The 17,052-nt window shown below is 61.7% G+C and carries 14 protein-coding genes; 9 read left to right on the top strand and 5 right to left on the bottom strand.

Going from position 1 to position 17,052, the window contains the following annotated elements:
* Positions 1-158: 158 nt before the first annotated feature.
* From kce to NKJ89_RS12125, 3 genes are read right to left on the bottom strand one after another with little or no spacing between them, the layout of a single operon-like run.
* Positions 159-1,088: a 3,5-dioxohexanoate:acetyl-CoA acetone transferase gene (gene kce / locus NKJ89_RS12135; protein ID WP_352602613.1), complete on the bottom strand. Its 930-nt coding sequence runs from the start codon at positions 1,086-1,088 to the stop codon at positions 159-161.
* Positions 1,089-1,092: 4 nt separating this feature from the next.
* Positions 1,093-2,478: an aminotransferase family protein gene (locus tag NKJ89_RS12130; protein WP_352602611.1), complete on the bottom strand. Its 1,386-nt coding sequence runs from the start codon at positions 2,476-2,478 to the stop codon at positions 1,093-1,095.
* 1 nt (position 2,479) lies between these two features.
* Positions 2,480-4,120, bottom strand: coding sequence for a N,N-dimethylformamidase beta subunit family domain-containing protein (locus NKJ89_RS12125; protein WP_352602609.1), 1,641 nt, complete (start codon positions 4,118-4,120; stop codon positions 2,480-2,482).
* Positions 4,121-4,276: 156 nt separating this feature from the next.
* Here NKJ89_RS12125 and NKJ89_RS12120 point away from each other — a divergent pair, with 156 nt between their 5' ends.
* The 7 genes from NKJ89_RS12120 (at position 4,277) to NKJ89_RS12090 (ending at position 10,156) form a co-directional block, all read left to right on the top strand.
* The gene (locus NKJ89_RS12120) at positions 4,277-4,525 is read left to right on the top strand and encodes a ParB N-terminal domain-containing protein (RefSeq protein WP_013532091.1); all 249 of its coding nucleotides are present in this window, start codon (positions 4,277-4,279) and stop codon (positions 4,523-4,525) included.
* Between the two features lie 263 nt (positions 4,526-4,788).
* Positions 4,789-5,187 carry a GFA family protein gene (locus NKJ89_RS12115; RefSeq protein WP_352602607.1) on the top strand — a complete coding sequence of 133 codons (399 nt, stop codon included), beginning with the start codon at positions 4,789-4,791 and terminating at the stop codon, positions 5,185-5,187.
* Positions 5,188-5,332: 145 nt separating this feature from the next.
* Positions 5,333-5,530: a hypothetical protein gene (locus NKJ89_RS12110; RefSeq protein ID WP_023759485.1), complete on the top strand. Its 198-nt coding sequence runs from the start codon at positions 5,333-5,335 to the stop codon at positions 5,528-5,530.
* 182 nt (positions 5,531-5,712) lie between these two features.
* On the top strand, positions 5,713-6,585 hold the full coding sequence (gene uppP / locus NKJ89_RS12105; RefSeq protein ID WP_352602605.1) for an undecaprenyl-diphosphatase UppP: 873 nt from the start codon (positions 5,713-5,715) through the stop codon (positions 6,583-6,585).
* A gap of 71 nt (positions 6,586-6,656) precedes the next feature.
* Positions 6,657-7,445, top strand: coding sequence for a phosphodiester glycosidase family protein (locus NKJ89_RS12100; protein ID WP_352602603.1), 789 nt, complete (start codon positions 6,657-6,659; stop codon positions 7,443-7,445).
* 176 nt (positions 7,446-7,621) lie between these two features.
* Complete coding sequence (locus NKJ89_RS12095) at positions 7,622-8,686, top strand: glycoside hydrolase family 25 protein (protein WP_352602601.1); 1,065 nt, start codon at positions 7,622-7,624, stop codon at positions 8,684-8,686.
* A gap of 504 nt (positions 8,687-9,190) precedes the next feature.
* Positions 9,191-10,156 (top strand): DUF3592 domain-containing protein, encoded by a 966-nt coding sequence (locus NKJ89_RS12090; protein WP_352602599.1) that lies wholly within the window; start codon positions 9,191-9,193, stop codon positions 10,154-10,156.
* A 14-nt stretch (positions 10,157-10,170) separates the two neighbouring features.
* On the opposite strand, the gene NKJ89_RS12085 is transcribed toward NKJ89_RS12090, so the two are convergent.
* Entirely contained in the window at positions 10,171-10,530 is a 360-nt protein-coding gene (locus NKJ89_RS12085; RefSeq protein WP_352602597.1) for a hypothetical protein, read from the bottom strand.
* 175 nt (positions 10,531-10,705) lie between these two features.
* On the opposite strand from NKJ89_RS12085, the gene NKJ89_RS12080 reads away from it, so the two are divergent.
* Positions 10,706-11,227, top strand: a complete 522-nt coding sequence (locus NKJ89_RS12080; protein WP_352602595.1) for a hypothetical protein — start codon at positions 10,706-10,708, stop codon at positions 11,225-11,227.
* Positions 11,228-11,515: 288 nt separating this feature from the next.
* Positions 11,516-12,187: a hypothetical protein gene (locus NKJ89_RS12075; RefSeq protein WP_352602593.1), complete on the top strand. Its 672-nt coding sequence runs from the start codon at positions 11,516-11,518 to the stop codon at positions 12,185-12,187.
* Between the two features lie 445 nt (positions 12,188-12,632).
* Here NKJ89_RS12075 and NKJ89_RS12070 read toward each other — a convergent pair whose 3' ends face one another.
* On the bottom strand, positions 12,633-16,409 hold the full coding sequence (locus tag NKJ89_RS12070; RefSeq protein WP_352602591.1) for a vitamin B12-dependent ribonucleotide reductase: 3,777 nt from the start codon (positions 16,407-16,409) through the stop codon (positions 12,633-12,635).
* Positions 16,410-17,052 lie beyond the last annotated feature (643 nt).

Raw genomic sequence — 17,052 nt, 5'->3', positions numbered from 1 at the left:
CCCTCAAGGGGGGAGATTGGCAGCTTTGGCCTTGCCGCCCATCCCCTGACGCTGGAGATTTGCGAAAGCCGTTGTGACAGCCAATCTCCCCCCTTGAGGGGGAGATGTCCGGCAGGACAGAGGGGGGCGGGACTGGACGCTACCATCTCAATTACATCTCAAAACGCCACCCGGTCGCCACCCTTCAGCGCCAGCATGTCGCGCGCTTCGGCGGGGGTGGCGACCTCCAGCGACAGCCCATCGAGAATGCCACGGATGCGGCGCACTTGATCGGCATTGGACTTCGCCAGCTGACGGCCGTCATAGAGACTGTCTTCCAGGCCGACACGGACATTGCCGCCCATGGCTGCTGCGATCGAGATCAGCGGCATCTGCTGACGGCCGGCGGCCAGCACTGAGAACTGGTAGCTGTCGCCGAACAATTTGTCGGCGATCCGCTTCATATGGACGAGATTGTCGGGATCGGCGCCGATGCCGCCCAGAATGCCCAGCACGAACTGGATGAACAGCGGTCCCGACACCAGCCCGCGGTCGCGGAAATGCGCCAGCGAGTAGAGATGGCCGACATCGTAGCATTCGAATTCGAAGCGCGTGCCACAGCCCTTGCCCAGCCTCTCAAGTACGCCATCCATATCGGCGAAGGTGTTCTTGAAGATTGTGTCCCGCGTCGCTTCGAGCAGCTGTGGCTCCCATTCGTGCTGCCATTCCCGTGGCTTGTCGAGCATCGGAAACAGCGCGAAATTCATCGAGCCCATGTTGAGCGAGCACATTTCGGGCTCGGCCCGCAGCGGTGCAGCCAGCCGCTGGTCCAAGGTCATTAACGACGAGCCGCCGGTGGTGATGTTGATCACCGCATCGGTCGCCTGCTTGATGCGCGGCAGGAACTGCATGTAGACATCCGGATCGGCGGTCGGGCGGCCATCCCTGGGGTCACGGGCGTGCAGATGCAGGATAGAGGCGCCGGCCTCGGCCGCCGCGATCGCGTCGGCGGCGATCTGGTCCGGTGTCACCGGCAGATAGGGCGACATCGACGGCGTGTGCACCGAGCCGGTGACGGCGCAGGTGATGATGACTTTGCGCGGTGCCATTCTTTTACCCCTGGCCTTCGATCGGCAGGTCGAGCTCGGAGGCCAAAACCTCCAGCGAGTCGCCGATGATGGAGACGATCTCGCCGACCTGCTGGCTAGTGACGATCATCGGCGGCGCGACCATGAAATTGTCGCCGTCGACGCCGCCCTTGACCCTGCGGCCATAGATGATCAGCCCGCGTTCATAGGCGAGGTCGAGCAGCCGCTGCGTGGCCTTCTTGGTCTGGTCGATCGGCCTCAGGGTCTCAGGATCGGCGACCATCTGGGCGCCGGTGAGCAGGCCCTTGCCGCGCACGTCGGCGATGAACGGAAACCGCTTGGCCAGCGCCTTCAGCCCATCCATCAGCACGTCGCCCATGGCAGCCGCGTTGGCGATCAGGTCGAGCCGGTCCATTTCACCAAGGACAGCCAGGCCGGCGGCGCAGGCCAGCGGGTTGCCGGCATAGGTATGGCCGTGCTGGAAGCCGCCGGAGGCAAGCAGCGGCTGCACCAGCCGCATCGGTGCGGCCAATGCGCCAAGCGGCGCATAGCCCGAGCCAAGTCCCTTGGACAGCGCGACAATGTCGGGCTTGCAGTTCCAGTGATCGCCGCCGAGGAATTTGCCGGTGCGGCCGGCGCCGCTCATCACTTCATCATGGATGAGCAGGATGCCGTAGCGGTCGCAGATCTCGCGGATGAGCGGATAATAGCTGTCCGGCGCCACCAGGGCTGAGGTCGCAGCACCACCGATCGGCTCCATGATGAAGGCGACCACGCTGTCTGGGCCTTCCGCAAGGATCTTCTCCTCCAGCATGTCGGCATAACGGATGCCGCGCTGTTCCATCGAAAGGTTGTCGCGGTCGCGCCAGGCGTTCGGCGCCGGCACGGTCGGCATCACCCGCATCATCGGCTCGAACGTTTCGGCCAGCGCATCGTCGCCGGTGATCGACAGTGAGCCCAAAGTGCCGCCGTGATAGGAGGGAAAGCGGGTGATCACCTTCCAGCGGCTGGCCTGGCCGGTGGCGACGGCCCATTGCCGCGCCAGCTTGATGCAGGATTCGGTTGCTTCCGAGCCACCCGAGACGAAGAAGATACGGTCCATACCTTCCGGCAGCTTGCCGGCGAGTTCCCGCGCCAACTCTTCCGCCGGCTCGTTCTCGAAATGCAGCCGATAGGCAAAGGTAGCGCGGTCCATCTGCCGCTTCATGGCGTCGAGCACATTGCGGTTGGAATGGCCGATATTGGCGACCATCGGGCCGCTCGATCCGTCGATGAAGCGGCGGCCGTCCTGCGTCCACATGTAGATGCCTTCGGCGCGGTCGATCAGTGGCCGGCGCAGGCTCGACAAATAGAACAGGTGCGATTCTCGGCGAGCTTCCGTGTCTTGAGCGGCGGTCTGGGCTTTCGACATGTCAGGACTTTCCGAGGTAACGATCGAGGACATTTTTTGTGACGCGTTCGACCATCGGGTCTTGTCGTAGCAGGCCGGCGACCCATTCGCAGCTTCCGGCGTGGAACACCTCGCCCTTGCCGCGCGGGAAATTGACGATCATGCCGTTGCCGCGTTTGACCTTTTCCAGATTGGCATCGCTCGCCTCGCCGAACAGCGTTTCGGCGGTGAAGCGACCGTCCTCATCGGTGAGGAACTGGTCCTCGATTGGTATATCGGCACTTTCTTCCACCTGACTGGCCATGCCGACGGCGAGAACCTGCAGGCCCTCAGGCGCGCCGCTGGTTTCCGTGGGGTAGGGCAGGCCGCCGCGTATTTCGAAGTCGAGCCCGTCGACCTCATAGCCATAGACATGGCTGTCGGCGCCCAGCAGGTCGCCATAATAGATACCAGTGCCGGCGAAGGCCCAGTGCTCTGGCCGATAGACCGGAAAGCCGCGCACGCCGCGCGGCGCGCAACCGCCCCAGCCGGCATAGACGCCGCGCGTCGCATTGAGCCCGAATGTCGCCGACCCAGGCCGGCCGATTTCCGGCGCTTCCCAGGAATTGGTGGCGCGCGTGACATCACCGCCGCGATAGACGGGATCCTCGGCGCGCGCGCGATATTTGTAGCAGACCTGCCGGCGACCTTCATCCTCCAGCCGCGTCTGCCACATGAAGTTGCCGGCGAAGCGCGCCGCATGGCCGCCGCGAGTCACATAGCTGTCGACGGCGTTACGCATTTCCCAGGTCCAGTATTCGTCATGGCCGACAAAGACAACGCAGTCATAGCCGTCGAGAATTTCCGGCGAAAAATGCAGATCGTGCTGGCTGGCGAGATCGACCTGATAGCCGGCCTGTTCGGCGAATCCGAAGAAGTGGCTGTCGTAACTGGCCCAGCCGGACGAAGCGTATTTCTTCGAATGGCCGGTGGCGAGCGCCCATTCCATGTGCGGATAGCGCGGCACCGTCTTCGGCGGTACGGCGACTTCCAGCGGCACGCGTGGTGCATCCTTCGGCAGCACCACGAAGCCACGGCACCAGGGGCGCTGCGTCGACACGATGGGCGAATATTGGTTGCGGTCCGGCCCGGTGATACCCTGGTAGTGGTTGGAGCCGCCCCAGGTGTTGGAGGCGAGCCAGGTCCCGGTCGCCGCCACCTGCAGCACACGGCCGGGCTTCTTTCCGGGCAGGGGCGTGACGATGAAAATATGGTGGCAATGGATCGGCTTGCCGTCACGGCCATCGGCGGTCAGCGTCACCCGGTAGGCGCCGGATGGCCAGTCCGCCTCGACGCGGAATTCGAACGAGGCGTCCCAGCCGCAGCCTTCGACCGAACATTGGTCGGGCGTGTCCTGCCTGCGCGCCGCGATACCCGTCTTCTCGAACACCTTGGTCTCGGTGCCACCGTCTCGGACGATCTCAATGTTGAACTGCGAGGCCGTCGAACTGACATGGAGCGCTGCCGTTTCGCCGGCGCGATAGGAAAACCGGTCGCTGTAGCACCAGATCTCGCCGCGCTCGCCATCCATGCCAGGCCATTCATAGTAGTGGCCGCGCACCGCGTGCCGGCGCTGCTCGGGCGTCAGTCCGAAATCGGGGAACTCGGTCGGCAGTTGGGTCATGAACACCGGAGAAGTTCGAAGGCCGCCATTTCGGCGATCTGCCGGTCCAGCGTCAAATGGAAACGATCGGGCCAGCATTCGTTAGCCGCGCCCTTGGCCCCCGTGGTCAAAGAGACTATCTCCACAAAGGGCGGCGTTTCCGCCACGGGGGTCGGCATGCTCAGAGTGCAAAAGGTCAAGGTCGACGAGATCTACGTGCCGACGGCGCGCAAGAAGACGCTGCATCCCGAGACTGTCCGCCATCTGGCCGAGGACATTCTCGAAAACGGCATGAAGACACCGATCCAGGTCCGCCATGACGGCAAGCGTCATATCCTCGTCGAGGGCCTGCATCGGCTGGAAGCGGCAAAGTGGCTCGGCGAGACCGAGATCGAGGCCTATCTGGTGCAAGCCAAGCGCCACTGACACGTCGACAAGAACACCGGTTTCTCGATCAGATATGCTGTCTTAACAAGTCGAATGCCCCGGCGACCGGCGGAAACGCGCCCATCGCTTCGCTCGGCGGTTTCATGCGCCAGAGCCGCGATTACTCCGCCGAAGATGCCATCATGACTTCAGTCCCACCCACATCACCATAATCGATGACGTTGTATCAAAGCTTTTGAATTGACCCAATCGGCTCCGCCGCTACCCTTGCGGCTTATTCTCCCCAGCAACGGATCCCGGCGATGGCAAGATATGAAGGCGGATGCCTGTGCAAGGCGGTGCGCTACCGCACGGACGCGGCTCCCATCAACGAACGCGTCTGCCATTGCCGGGTGTGCCAGAAGGCGATCGGCGCCGCGTTCAACGCACGCGTGCTGTTTCGCATCGACGATTTGACGGTCGACGGGCCGCTGGCGACGATAAACTCCTCGCCGGACCTCAAGCGTGGCTTCTGCCCGAGTTGCGGCACGACGATGTTCTCTCGCCGCGATTCCGCAGGCATCATCGGCATCACCTCCGGTTCACTCGACGACCCCACAGTTTTCAAACCGCAAATGCATATCTTCACGGCCTCGAAGCAGCCCTGGCTGGTGCTCGATGACGACCTGCCGCAGCACGAAGGCGCCCCGCCGCCAGGTTGACGCTTTTCCTTCTCCTCTTGTGTGAAAGGAAAGAATCCCCTGAACAAAATTTAATCCAAATCAACACGAGATAGCCGGCAAAGCGTCATTGGCGGGCCATCTTTGTCTTCCTATTTACGGGGTGCGGGTAACGAGGAGACGACGGATGAACGACAGCATCAGCACCCTGGACGAGCTTTTGAGCGATCCGATGGTCCTGCTTGTAATGGAGCGCGATCGTGTGCGCCCCGAACAGGTGCGCATGCTGCTCGAACGGGTTCGCCGGCCTGCCGTCGATGAGCCCGTCGTTCCGCCGGCGCACGTGATCGCCAGGGCATGCCAGAAACTCTGGCTCTGCCCGTAATCGCCTTGCGATTTTCCTGTAAAGCCGGCCCAAGCTGGGCCGGTTTTCAATCGCTCACACCCCGACGCACCAGCTTACAAATCCGTAAATTGATTATCTGGCCCATGACTATAAGGCTTGCCGGGGATTGACCTCGACCGGTCGGTCCGCACCAGCCGATCTCTCATGCATGGAATTCGCCATTGGTCGACATCTGCACTCAAGGCCTGGACACGGGCTTCGTCGGCCTGGGCTATGCCAAGGTGGCGATCCTTGGCGTGGTGCAAGGCATCACCGAATTGCTGCCGATTTCCTCGACCGCCCATATGCGCATCGTGCCGGCTGTGCTTGGCTGGCAGGATCCGGGTTCGGCCTTCTCCGCCGCCATGCAACTCGCGGCCCTTGCCGCGGTGATCAGCTATTTCTGGGGTGACGTCAGGGACATCCTGGTTGGTTCGCTCGATGCCCTGGCGCGACGCGATTTCGCTGACAGGCATTTCAAGCTGGCGTTGTGGATCGTGCTGGCAACGATCCCGATCGTCATCGCCGGGGTGGCGCTGTCGGGCGTGCTCAATACCTGCAATTCGCCGCTGCGCAGCCTGACGGTGATCGGCTGGGCCTGCATCGTCATGGCGATCCTGCTGGCGCTGGCCGAGATTCTTGCGCGCCACCGGCGCACTGTGGATGAAGCCTCACTGGCTGACGCGCTGCTTGTCGGCATCGCCCAGATCGGCGCCCTGATTCCAGGCGTGTCCCGGTCAGGTTCGACCCTCACCGCGGCACTGGGGCTCGGCTTCAAGCGGGCCGAGGCGGCACGTTTCTCGTTCCTGCTCGGGCTGCCCGCGATTGCGCTCGCCGGCCTGAAGGAGCTTTGGGAACTGCACAAGGTCCATCTCGACTCCCATGGCTGGTCGGTCCTTGCCGTGGGGCTGGTTGTCGCCTCGATCTCCGCCTTCTTCGCCATTTGGGGCCTGATGCGTGTGCTGGAGCGTTTTTCGGCCTGGCCGTTCGTCATCTATCGCGGCGTGCTCGGCGTCGTCCTGCTGCTGGGCGTCGCGATGGGCTGGCTCGTTTAGGGCACTTTCACAGTCTCGCTTGAAACGGGCTATATCCGTACCGGACCCCGAATCTGGATTTCGGTACGCGCATGGATTTTTTGACCCTTCTGCAATCGGTGCCGCCGCTGCTGGCGCTGGCCAAGAGCGCGCTGCCGTCGGTGGCGGCACTCGGCATGGGGTTTGGCCAGTGGGTTGCCTCGCTGCCGCCATGCCGGGACTTCGCCTTCGAGGCGACCAGCTATCTCGTGTGCGAGGTCGATCCGAAACGATATCGGGTCGAACTGTTCTGGAAGGACCCGGCGGGCAAGCCGTTTCAGTCGCTGCACAATCTCAGTTCCTCGCAGCAGGCCGCCGGGCGCACGATGCTGTTTGGCATCAATGCCGGCATGTATCATCCGAACCTCGCGCCGGTCGGTCTTTATGTCGAGCAGGGCCAGGAAATGGCTTCTGTGAAGACCGGGTCGGGAACCGGCAATTTTTCGCTGCAGCCGAACGGCATTTTCTACATGCGCGACGGCAAGGCGGCGGTCCGCGCCACCAAGGATTTTGTGAAAAGGCGTCCGCCCGTTGACTATGCGACGCAATCCGGGCCGATGCTGGTGATCGACGGCAAGCTGCACCCTAAATTCCAGGCCGACGGCACCTCGCGCAAGATCCGCGACGGTGTCGGGGTGCGTAGGGATGGCGTCGTCGTCTTCGCGATTTCGAACGGCACGGTGACCTTCCACGCCTTCGCCCGTCTTTTCCGCGACGCGCTCGGCTGCGACAATGCGCTGTTCCTCGACGGCACGATATCCAGCCTGTTTGCGCCGGCCATCGGCCGCAATGACGACTACTGGAATCTGGGGCCGATGATTGGGGTATTCAGAAAGCCGTAGCGGCTTTGCCCACAAGGCTGGCCGATCCCTTGCGCGGAGAGCCAGATTTCGCTGTTTGGCCTACGTGAAAAAAATTGATTCAAACTTTATTGGTAATTTCTCATTCATAACTGGTCCGGTTTGTCCGTCGGCTGTCGTTTCGCCCTCGGTCTATTGTGTTTTGAGTACAGGTCCAGATGCGGATTCCGGGCGCCATCAGTTTCTTGATCGCATCGCTATGCCTTGCCGGCTGCACGTCGACGACCGGCGTCGATGCCCTTGATTTGCAGAAACCGTCGAGCGAAACAACCAGCTCGGTGGTGCGACCGCCGGCACCCATCGCGGCAGTGCCTGCGTCCGCGACCAGGCGCGCGCCACGGGCGGAAACGGCGCCGGTAGACGAGAGCCCCCGGCCTTTCGGCCTGGCCGAAGAAGAGACGGTGGCACTTTCAGCACCTGACCCGTCGGACAGCGTCGAGCCGATGGTCGAGCCGGCGGCCCTGGTATCACCGCCGAGGCTGCTGAGCCGCGCAGCACCGCCGATGCTTGCCGGGCCCGTCACGCGCTATGGTTTTCGCGACGCCAAGCCGATCAATTTCGGCAAGGCTTCGCCCCGCCACCTTGCCGTGCACGGCGTCGATGTCTCGCGCTGGCAAGGTAACGTCAACTGGGAAAAGCTACGCGCCCAGGGCGCCAACTTCGCCTACATCAAGGCGACCGACGGCGGCGACCATCTCGATCCGATGTTCAACAGGAACTGGCGCAATGCCGACGCCGCCGGCCTGAAACGCGGCGCCTATCACTTCTTCTACTGGTGCCGCACGGCGGGCGAGCAGGCCGACTGGTTCATCCGCAACGTGCCCAGGGTCGAAGGCGCGCTGCCACCGGTGGTCGACGTCGAGTGGAACGGCGAGTCCAGCTGCAAGCGGCGGCCTTCGCGCGAGAAGGTGCTGGAGAAGATGCAGGTGTTCATGGACAGGCTGGAGCGTTATTACGGCCAGCGGCCCATCATCTACACCGCGCCTGATTTCTATCGCGACAATCTGCGCGGCGCCTTTCTCGATTATCCGTTTTGGGTGCGGGCGGTGGCGCGCCACCCGTCAAAGGTCTACCCCGACCGCAAATGGCTGTTCTGGCAGTATTCCGGCTCCGGCCTGTCGCATGGCGTCACCGGCCGCATCGATCTCAACGTTTTCCACGGCGACGAGCGGCAATGGCGCGCCTGGGCCGGAGGCCGGGTTTCCGTCGCCGAAGCCGACTGACGCAGTCTGCAGGTCCGGAACCCTTTGGACCGCTATGATGCGACCGGGATCAAAGGGCACGCCGGCTGCGATGGCGAAGAATGGAACAATTTCCTGGCCGTGAGGCCCATCGTGACGCGCCGCGGACTGTTGCTGTTTGCGCTGCCAGGGCCACTGTCGCGTCGGCTGAACGCCGGTGCCTGTCCGCGATGAGCAGTCGCCGCATATGCCCATCTTATCAGCGTGGCCGGCGATGCGATTCATCGAAGGTGACATAGGCCAGGACTGCGGAGAATGATCCGAAATAGGTCAAGACCAGAGCGGTAATCATGAGATCGTAAGTCGACACGTTGGTTCTCCCTTCGATTGATATCGAGAAGACAGCACACGCGGTGAATGTGCGTTGATCCAGATCAACGGAAGACAGTCGTTTCCAATTCCGAGGGGAGGTTTCGCGAATAGACAAGACATTGCTGCCGCGTTGCTGTCTATGTGCAGGTTCCTGCACTCCTGGGGGGAGACGAGTTGGAGCTCAAGATTCTGCTTGTCGGCTTTGCCTGCGCGGTCGCCGGCATGTTGTCGCTCATTACTTTCTTGAAATGGCGCGAGGTGCAGGCGCTCAGCCGCTGGCTACCGGCGCCGGGAAAGATCATCTCCTCGCGCGTCGAGGCACGCGAGGTCCGCAGCTCTGGCAGCGGCTCGGATAGCAGCGATTCCACCGAGATGCGCAATTTCCCGGCCATCACCTTCGAGTACAAGGTTGGCGGCAAGACATTTCAAAGTTCGCGCTACAGCGTGCAGGAGAATCTTGGAAATTTCGAAGTCACGGAGACGCTTGCGCGGTTTCCCAAGGGCGCTCAGGTGACAGTGTTCTATGATCCGGCGGCTCCGGGCAAAGCCGTCATCGAGAGCACCATGCCGGAAGGCGCCTTCAAGTTCATGGTCCAGCTTTCGGCGGGGCTGGTGATCGGCGCGGTGGCACTGGTGTTTTCCGTCGGTGGTGTCCTGGAGGCGATCGGGCCCCATCTGCCCAAGCCGCAGAACCTCGGCGCAGGTGCGCTGCTGCTGTTCATGGGCCTGTTTGCCCTGCGCATGGGCTTCGCCCAGAAATCGATGGCCGAGCAGGCGGCAAAATGGCCGGTCGCCGCCGGCCGCATCGACACCTCAGGCCTGCAGGCGCTGCGAACCCATGAAGGCTATCGACGCCGGCGGACCGTCTTCAAATCCCGTATCGTTTACTCCTATGGCGTCTCCGGTCAGCGCTACAGCGCCGATCGCGTGACCTTTGGCGCCACCGTGACGGCTTCGCTGCCCGGCCTCGTCGGCGGTCAGGCGCGGCAGTATGTCGAGGGCAGCAAGGTCGACGTGCACTATGACCCCGCCAATCCCGGTTCGGCGGTGCTCGAATGCCGGGTGCGCGGGCTCTGGTTGCTGTGGGTCTGTTCTGCTGGCTTGCTCGGCGGCGCCGCCTTTCTGGTCGGGCTGTTCTGAGGCGCCGGGATCCGTCAGCAGCGTACGAGTGGGCCGCTGTCGAAGCCAGGCCAGGTGAACCGCAGCGTGGCGCCATGTCTCACGATATGAATGATACGCGTGAACGGCTCCTCGAGCGACGGGTCGGAGCCGTAGCATTGGCTTGCCTGCACGACCCAGCCCGTCGGGGTTTTGCGAAATATCGCGTGCTCGCAGCCGAATTCGGGAAGCGACAACACGGTCTGTTCCACAGTGAAGACGGTCTTGCGCTGGACGTCGGCGGCCGCGTGGCAGTTCAACCGGTCGCTCGACCATGTCCCGACATAGGGCGCCGCGGCCAGTGCCGTGCCGCCCGCGAATGCGTACATCGCCATCGTCATCACCAAACGCTGCATCACCGGGTTTTTCTCTATCGCCGATGCGCTCGACCATACAGACTGTTGGGGATCAAGGGATATGTTTCGTCCAGGAGCGGATAAACGCAGCTGTTCCGGATTTCGCTTATGCTTTTGCCCGGATGATGCGACTGTGCGGGCCAGTACCCAGGCAACGCTTTCCCAGGGACATCTGATGATCACCCGCACACTGGCCTTCGTTTTTCTGGGCCTGCTTGGCCCGATGCAGGCGGCTAACGCCAAGGACTGTCTGCTGAGCCACGCCACCTATCGGGAACCGCGCTCGGGCGCCGTCATGCAATTTCGGCCGCTCGACAACGAGCCGGCGGCGCTGACGGCGCAGGTGTTTTCGCTGACCGTGCCGAACACCGACACAAGCCTGTCGGCCGACATCACCTGGACCAACGGCAAGAATTCATTCCCGCTCGGCACCATCCGCCACATTTGCACCGACGACGACCGCGAAGCGGGCCTGCAGGATGGCAGCGGGCTGTGCAGGATATGGGATGGCCAAGTCTACGCCCTGACCGGCGGCGGCGCCGAGCTGCTGAATTCGCGCGAAGCGACACCCACGCCGAAAGGGCTGCTCTTGCCGGAATTCGGCGTGGCTTTTACCGAATGGGCCGATTTCGCCAACGCCAACCCAGACGGCTCGGCGTGGGATGCCTTCACTTTGACGGGATGCAGCGATGAATAGCGCCATCAGATCGATCGGCTTGACCTACGCCCTGCTTGCATCCGCGACGATACCCGCACTGCGGGTTGCATTGAGGACGAGCGGATATCCGATCGGCTGCTCGTCCAACATTGAAAGGGCCTTCGTCAACCGAAGCGACTGCTTCCGACTGAAGCTCGATGTCATCCGACATGGCGAGTCGGCATCTAGCCTGGCGTCAGCAGCTTCGATACTTCGTGGGTGTGACGTATGAATCTCAGACCACGTAGGCGCCTTTTGGTACGACTAGGCGCCTTCGCAATGGTTTGCATGGTTTCTTCTTTTGCTGCTAACGCATCGCAACTTGTCCAGGTTGGCGACCTTGTTTTGAACATCCCCGACAACGTGAACGCGTCCTTCGATCCGGAATCCCCAAGCCAAAAGCCACGGTTCGACTATGCGCGGTATTCGCCGGCAACGGGGCGAGTGCGTCAGGTCGATACGATCTTCATAAAGCTGGATCGGATATGGCCCATGGAGCAGAGGAAACGAGGTCCTGTCGTAGCCATTGAAGCCGATGTGCGGGCCCCGAAACTAGATCTGTTCTGCCGTAGCACAAGTCGATTAGGCGCAAAGCCAGATCCAAGCAAAGCCGTGCGCAAGGATGGGCCCTTTTATGTCTATGAAGAGAAGCTGACCGCTGGCGACGTATATATAAGCGATGGCGATTTCAGGGTTTTTGGTGGCCTAGCGACGAGTTGGGTCTATGAAGACCCGCTCGCAAAAATGACGTATCCGCAGGACGCCAAGAGTTACTTATTCGCCCCGGCTCTAACGAGGGTTACTGGCCTTTCTTTGCGGATCGTGACTTACCAAGTCTCCGTGGAAGAAATGCCGGCCATGTTCGGTTCATTAGAGCGGCAAATTCGTTCGTGGCTTGCCGGTCCGGATCCAACAAATTTTCAATGGTATCATCAGCGCGCTGGCGCCTGCGATCTCTAAGGTATGGATGTCAATGACGTGTCACGTCCTTGATACGCGCATCGATGGCATTCTTGGCGCGATCATATTTCCAGTTATTCGACAATTTCGACTCCATCTAATTTTTGAGGCGCTTGGGCGCTAACGGCTTCGATTAAATTCCTGTCAGGCTACTCCGTAGTGAAAGGAGAGCCGTGGTGAGTTGTACGTCGGGCGAAATGCCCGCCATGCGGTCAATTCTCTGTTTGTTCCATAGAGGATTTTTCCGGACGCTTTTGCATCCGGAAAAATTGTTCCTTCACCTAAGAGCCTCGGTCACCCACCTCTCGGAACGGCGGAAAACGTTTTGAGGCGTACTGTCGTGTCTTTCGAGGCCGTTTAGCTGGAAATGTTACCAAACTATGCGCGCACCGCTAGTAAGTAGTAAGTAATAATAGGAAGAAGCCGAGGTGGGTGGCATCAGCCCTCAGCTGCACCCGCTCGTCGCACCGCACGTGTCGCACTTCTCACAGGTCCCGTTCCGCACCATGGTAAAATTCTGGCACTCGGAGCAGGAATTGCCGGTGTAGCCCTGGAGCAGCGATTTGGCGCGGCGGTCGTTGGCGAGTTTCTTGGCTTCGGCCGCCTCGACGGCCGCGGCGTCGGTGAACAAGCCTGCCGTGGCGTCCGAAGCAGCCGCTTCCTCGAAAGCGATGTCCTCGGCCAATTCCCTAGCCCGCTCCTCGTAGTCGCGCTTGTAGGCGACCGCTTCGTCGCTTGCCGGTTTCAGCGCCAGCACGTTGGAGCCGGAAAAGGCTGTCGGCACCGAGCGGGCAGGGGCTCCCGAAGGGGCTGCAAAGCCTTTCGGATCGTTGCCGCTGACGCGCGACACCAGCTTCACCGGCGAGGCGCCACGGGTCAGGCCCTTGGAGACCGCATCCGTCTTGCCTTCGCTGATGCCACGGCCAAGCGCGGTGTTGGAAAAGTCCGACTGGTCGACATGGGCGAGGTCGTTGCGGCCGAGATAAGAGATCGCCAGTTCGCGGAACACGTAGTCGAGGATCGACGTCGCGCTCTTGATGGCATCGTTGCCTTGCACCATGCCGGCCGGCTCGAATTTGGTGAAGGTGAAGGCGTGCACATATTCATCGAGCGGCACGCCATATTGCAGGCCGAGCGAGATGGCGATGGCGAAGTTGTTGAGAAGGCCACGCAGCGTCGCGCCTTCCTTGTTCATGTCGATGAAGATTTCGCCGAGGCGGCCATCGTCATATTCGCCGGTGCGCAGGAAGATGGTGTTGCCACCGATCTTGGCCTTCTGCGTGTAACCCTTGCGGCGGCTGGGCAGCTTTTCCTGCTCGCGCGACACGCGTTCGATGATGCGCTCGACGATCCGCTCGGTGATCTGTGCCGCGCGCGCTGCCGCCGGTGCGGCGATCAACTGCTCAAGAGCTTCGTCCTCGTCGTCCTCGACATCGGCGAGCAGCGAGGAATTGAGCGGCTGCGACAGCTTCGAGCCGTCGCGATAGAGCGCGTTGGCCTTCAGCGCCAGCTTCCATGACAGCATGTAGGCGCCCTTGGCGTCTTCCACCGTGGCATCGTTGGGCATGTTGATGGTCTTGGAGATGGCGCCGGAGATGAAGGGCTGCGCCGCCGCCATCATCTGGATGTGGCTGTTGATCGAAAGCGAGCGCTTGCCGACCTTGCCGCACGGGCTGGCGCAGTCGAACACAGCCAGGTGTTCGGGCTTGAGGAAGGGCGCGCCTTCCAGCGTCATCGCACCGCAGACATGGATGTTGGCGGCCTCGATGTCCTTCCTGGAGAAGCCGAGCGCCGGCAACATCTCGAACGAAAAGTCGTTGAGCTGCTCGTCGGTGAAGCCGAACGTCTCCTTCACCCAGTCGGCGCCGAGCGTCCACTTGTTGAAGACGAACTTGATGTCGAAGGCGGACTTCAAGGCTGCGTTGAGCGCCGCGATCTTCTCGTCGGTGAAACCCTTTGCCTTGAGCGCGCCGGGGTTGATGGCGGGTGCCTGGTTGAGATTGCCGTGGCCGACCGCATAAGCCTCCATCTCGCCGATCTGGGCTTCGGAGTAGCCGAGCGTGCGCAGCGCCTCCGGCACGGCGCGGTTGATGATCTTGAAATAGCCGCCGCCGGCGAGCTTCTTGAACTTCACCAGGGCGAAGTCGGGCTCGATGCCGGTGGTGTCGCAATCCATGACCAGGCCGATCGTGCCGGTCGGCGCGATCACGGTCGCCTGCGCATTGCGGTAGCCATGCTCCTCGCCAAGCTCGATGGCGCGGTCCCAGGCGGCCTTGGCGTGGGCGGCGAGGTCCTGCTGCTTCAGGTCGGAAGCGACCAGCGGCACCGGATTGACGGCGAGCTTCTCATAGCCCTGCTTTTCGCCATAGGCGGCACGGCGATGGTTGCGCATGACGCGCAACATGTTCTGCGCGTTGCGGTCGTAGTCGGCGAAGGCGCCAAGCTCGGAAGCCATCTCGGCCGATGTGGCATAGGCGACACCCGTCATGATCGCGGTGAGTGCGGCGCAGATGGCGCGGCCCTCGTCGGAATCGTAGGGAATGCCCGAGGTCATCAGCAGACCGCCGATATTGGCATAGCCGAGGCCGAGCGTGCGGTATTCGTAGGACTGCTTGGCGATCTCCTTCGACGGGAACTGCGCCATCATCACGGAGATTTCCAGCACGATGGTCCACAGCCGTACGGTGTGCTCGTAGGCGGCGATGTCGATGGTGCCGTCGGCATTGCGGTAAGGCAGCAGGTTGATCGAGGCCAGGTTGCAGGCCGTGTCGTCGAGGAACATGTATTCCGAGCACGGGTTGGAGGCCCGGATCGCTCCGGCGGAAGCGCAGGTGTGCCAGTCGTTCATCGTCGTGTTGAAATGCAGGCCCGGATCGGCCGATGCCCAAGCGGCATAGCCGATCTTTTCCCAGAGATCCCTGGCCTTCAGCGTCTTCAGCACCTTGCCGTCCTTGCGGGCGGTCAGGTGCCAGTCGCCATCGTCCTCGACAGCGCGCAGGAAATTGTCCTTCAGCGACACCGAATTGTTGGAGTTCTGGCCCGAAACCGTGAGGTAGGCATCCGAATCCCAGTCGGTGTCGTAAGTCTTGAACGACATCGACTTGTAGCCCTGCTTGGCGAACTGGATGACGCGGTAGATGTAGTTCTCCGGCACGGCGGACTTCTTGGCCGCCTTGATCTCGCGCTTCAGCGCGGAGTTGATCGACGGATCGAAGCAGTCGTTGCCATTGCCTTCGCAGTTGACGCAGGCCTTCATGATCGCTTCGAGATGCTTCTTGACGATCTTGGAGCCGGTCACCAGCGAGGCGACCTTCTGCTCTTCATTGACCTTCCAGTCGATGAATTCCTCGATATCGGGGTGGTCGGCGTCGACGATGACCATTTTGGCGGCGCGGCGCGTCGTGCCGCCCGACTTGATGGCGCCTGCCGCGCGGTCGCCGATCTTGAGGAAGCTCATCAGGCCGGACGAGCGGCCGCCGCCCGACAGCTTTTCGCCTTCGCCGCGCAGCAGCGAGAAGTTGGAGCCGGTGCCGGAGCCATATTTGAACAGACGCGCTTCACGCACCCAGAGGTCCATGATGCCGCCCTCGTTGACGAGGTCGTCCTGCACGCCCTGGATGAAGCAGGCGTGCGGCTGCGGATGCTCGTAGGAGGATTTCGACTTGGTCAGCTTGCCGGTGAACGGGTCGACATAGAAGTGGCCCTGGCTCGGGCCGTCGATGCCATAAGCCCAGTGCAGGCCGGTGTTGAACCATTGCGGTGAATTCGGCGCCACGCGCTGCGTCGCCAGCATATAGGCTAGCTCGTCACGGAAGGCGCGCGCGTCTTCCTCCGACGCCTTGAAGTAGCCGCCCTTCCAGCCCCAATAGGTCCATGTACCGGCCAGCCGGTCGAACACCTGGCGGGCGTCGATCTCGGAGCCGTAGCGCTCGGCTTCCGGCAGCTTGGCAAGTTCGGCCTCGTCGGCGACGGAGCGCCACAGGAAGGAGGGGACGTCGTTCTCCTCGACCTTCTTCAGGCGCGCGGGGACACCCGCCTTGCGGAAATACTTCTGCGCCAGGATGTCGGCGGCAACCTGGGAGAATTGCGCCGGCACATCGATGTTGTCCAAGCGGAACACCACCGAACCATCCGGATTCTTGATCTCCGAAAGCGCCTTGCGGAATTCGATCTCCGCATAGGCAGATTGTCCTGGCTTGGTGAAACGACGCTCGATGCGCATTGGTCCGGTCCCTTTTGTCTACATATAGCGCTTTCGTCAGGGGATTTCTGCCCCCAATGCGAAACGCGCATGTCCGCCGTCTGCCGGCGTTCGAAAACGGCCGGCTCTCCATTTCGCGGTCTCCGCCGACCCTGCTGGTCAAAACTCCTTGCGAAGTTACTGTCCAACGCGCTGGCGAACCCCACGGGTCCCTCAAAACTGATTTTTTTTCGATTCCCTCACTTGAGGGAAAATTCACACTATCTAGCGTCGAACCTACCTGCAAACACTAAATATAGTGTTAACAGACAATTTATTCAAGCCCGACAATTGTCCCAATTGTCCCCAACCGCCCCACAATTCCAACGCTTCCGCCGGCCTCGTAAACGGGCGGAAATGCGAGCAAAAACGCACATAATCCGGGAAAAAGACCGGGCTCAGAACTTTCCGGTCGCACTCTCAACAGAAGCGCATGGCCTATAAAAGGCGACTCGTTTTGCGCCGTCAAGGATTCGTTTGCGTAGCTTTTGTGACCCCAACATCTTGTGTGTCACACATGTGGATAACGGGGATAGAAAGCCGGCGCTGCGATCGCAATTTGCCGCCCAATGGGAAACGTGGATGCGGCAAGGCGCACACTATTGGCAGTGGTTCGATTGCCAGC

Source organism: Mesorhizobium sp. M0047 (assembly GCF_040323315.1).
Lineage (GTDB): Bacteria > Pseudomonadota > Alphaproteobacteria > Rhizobiales > Rhizobiaceae > Mesorhizobium.
Note: the sequence above shows the minus strand (reverse complement) of the source record. Positions and strands in the feature narration are given on the sequence as shown.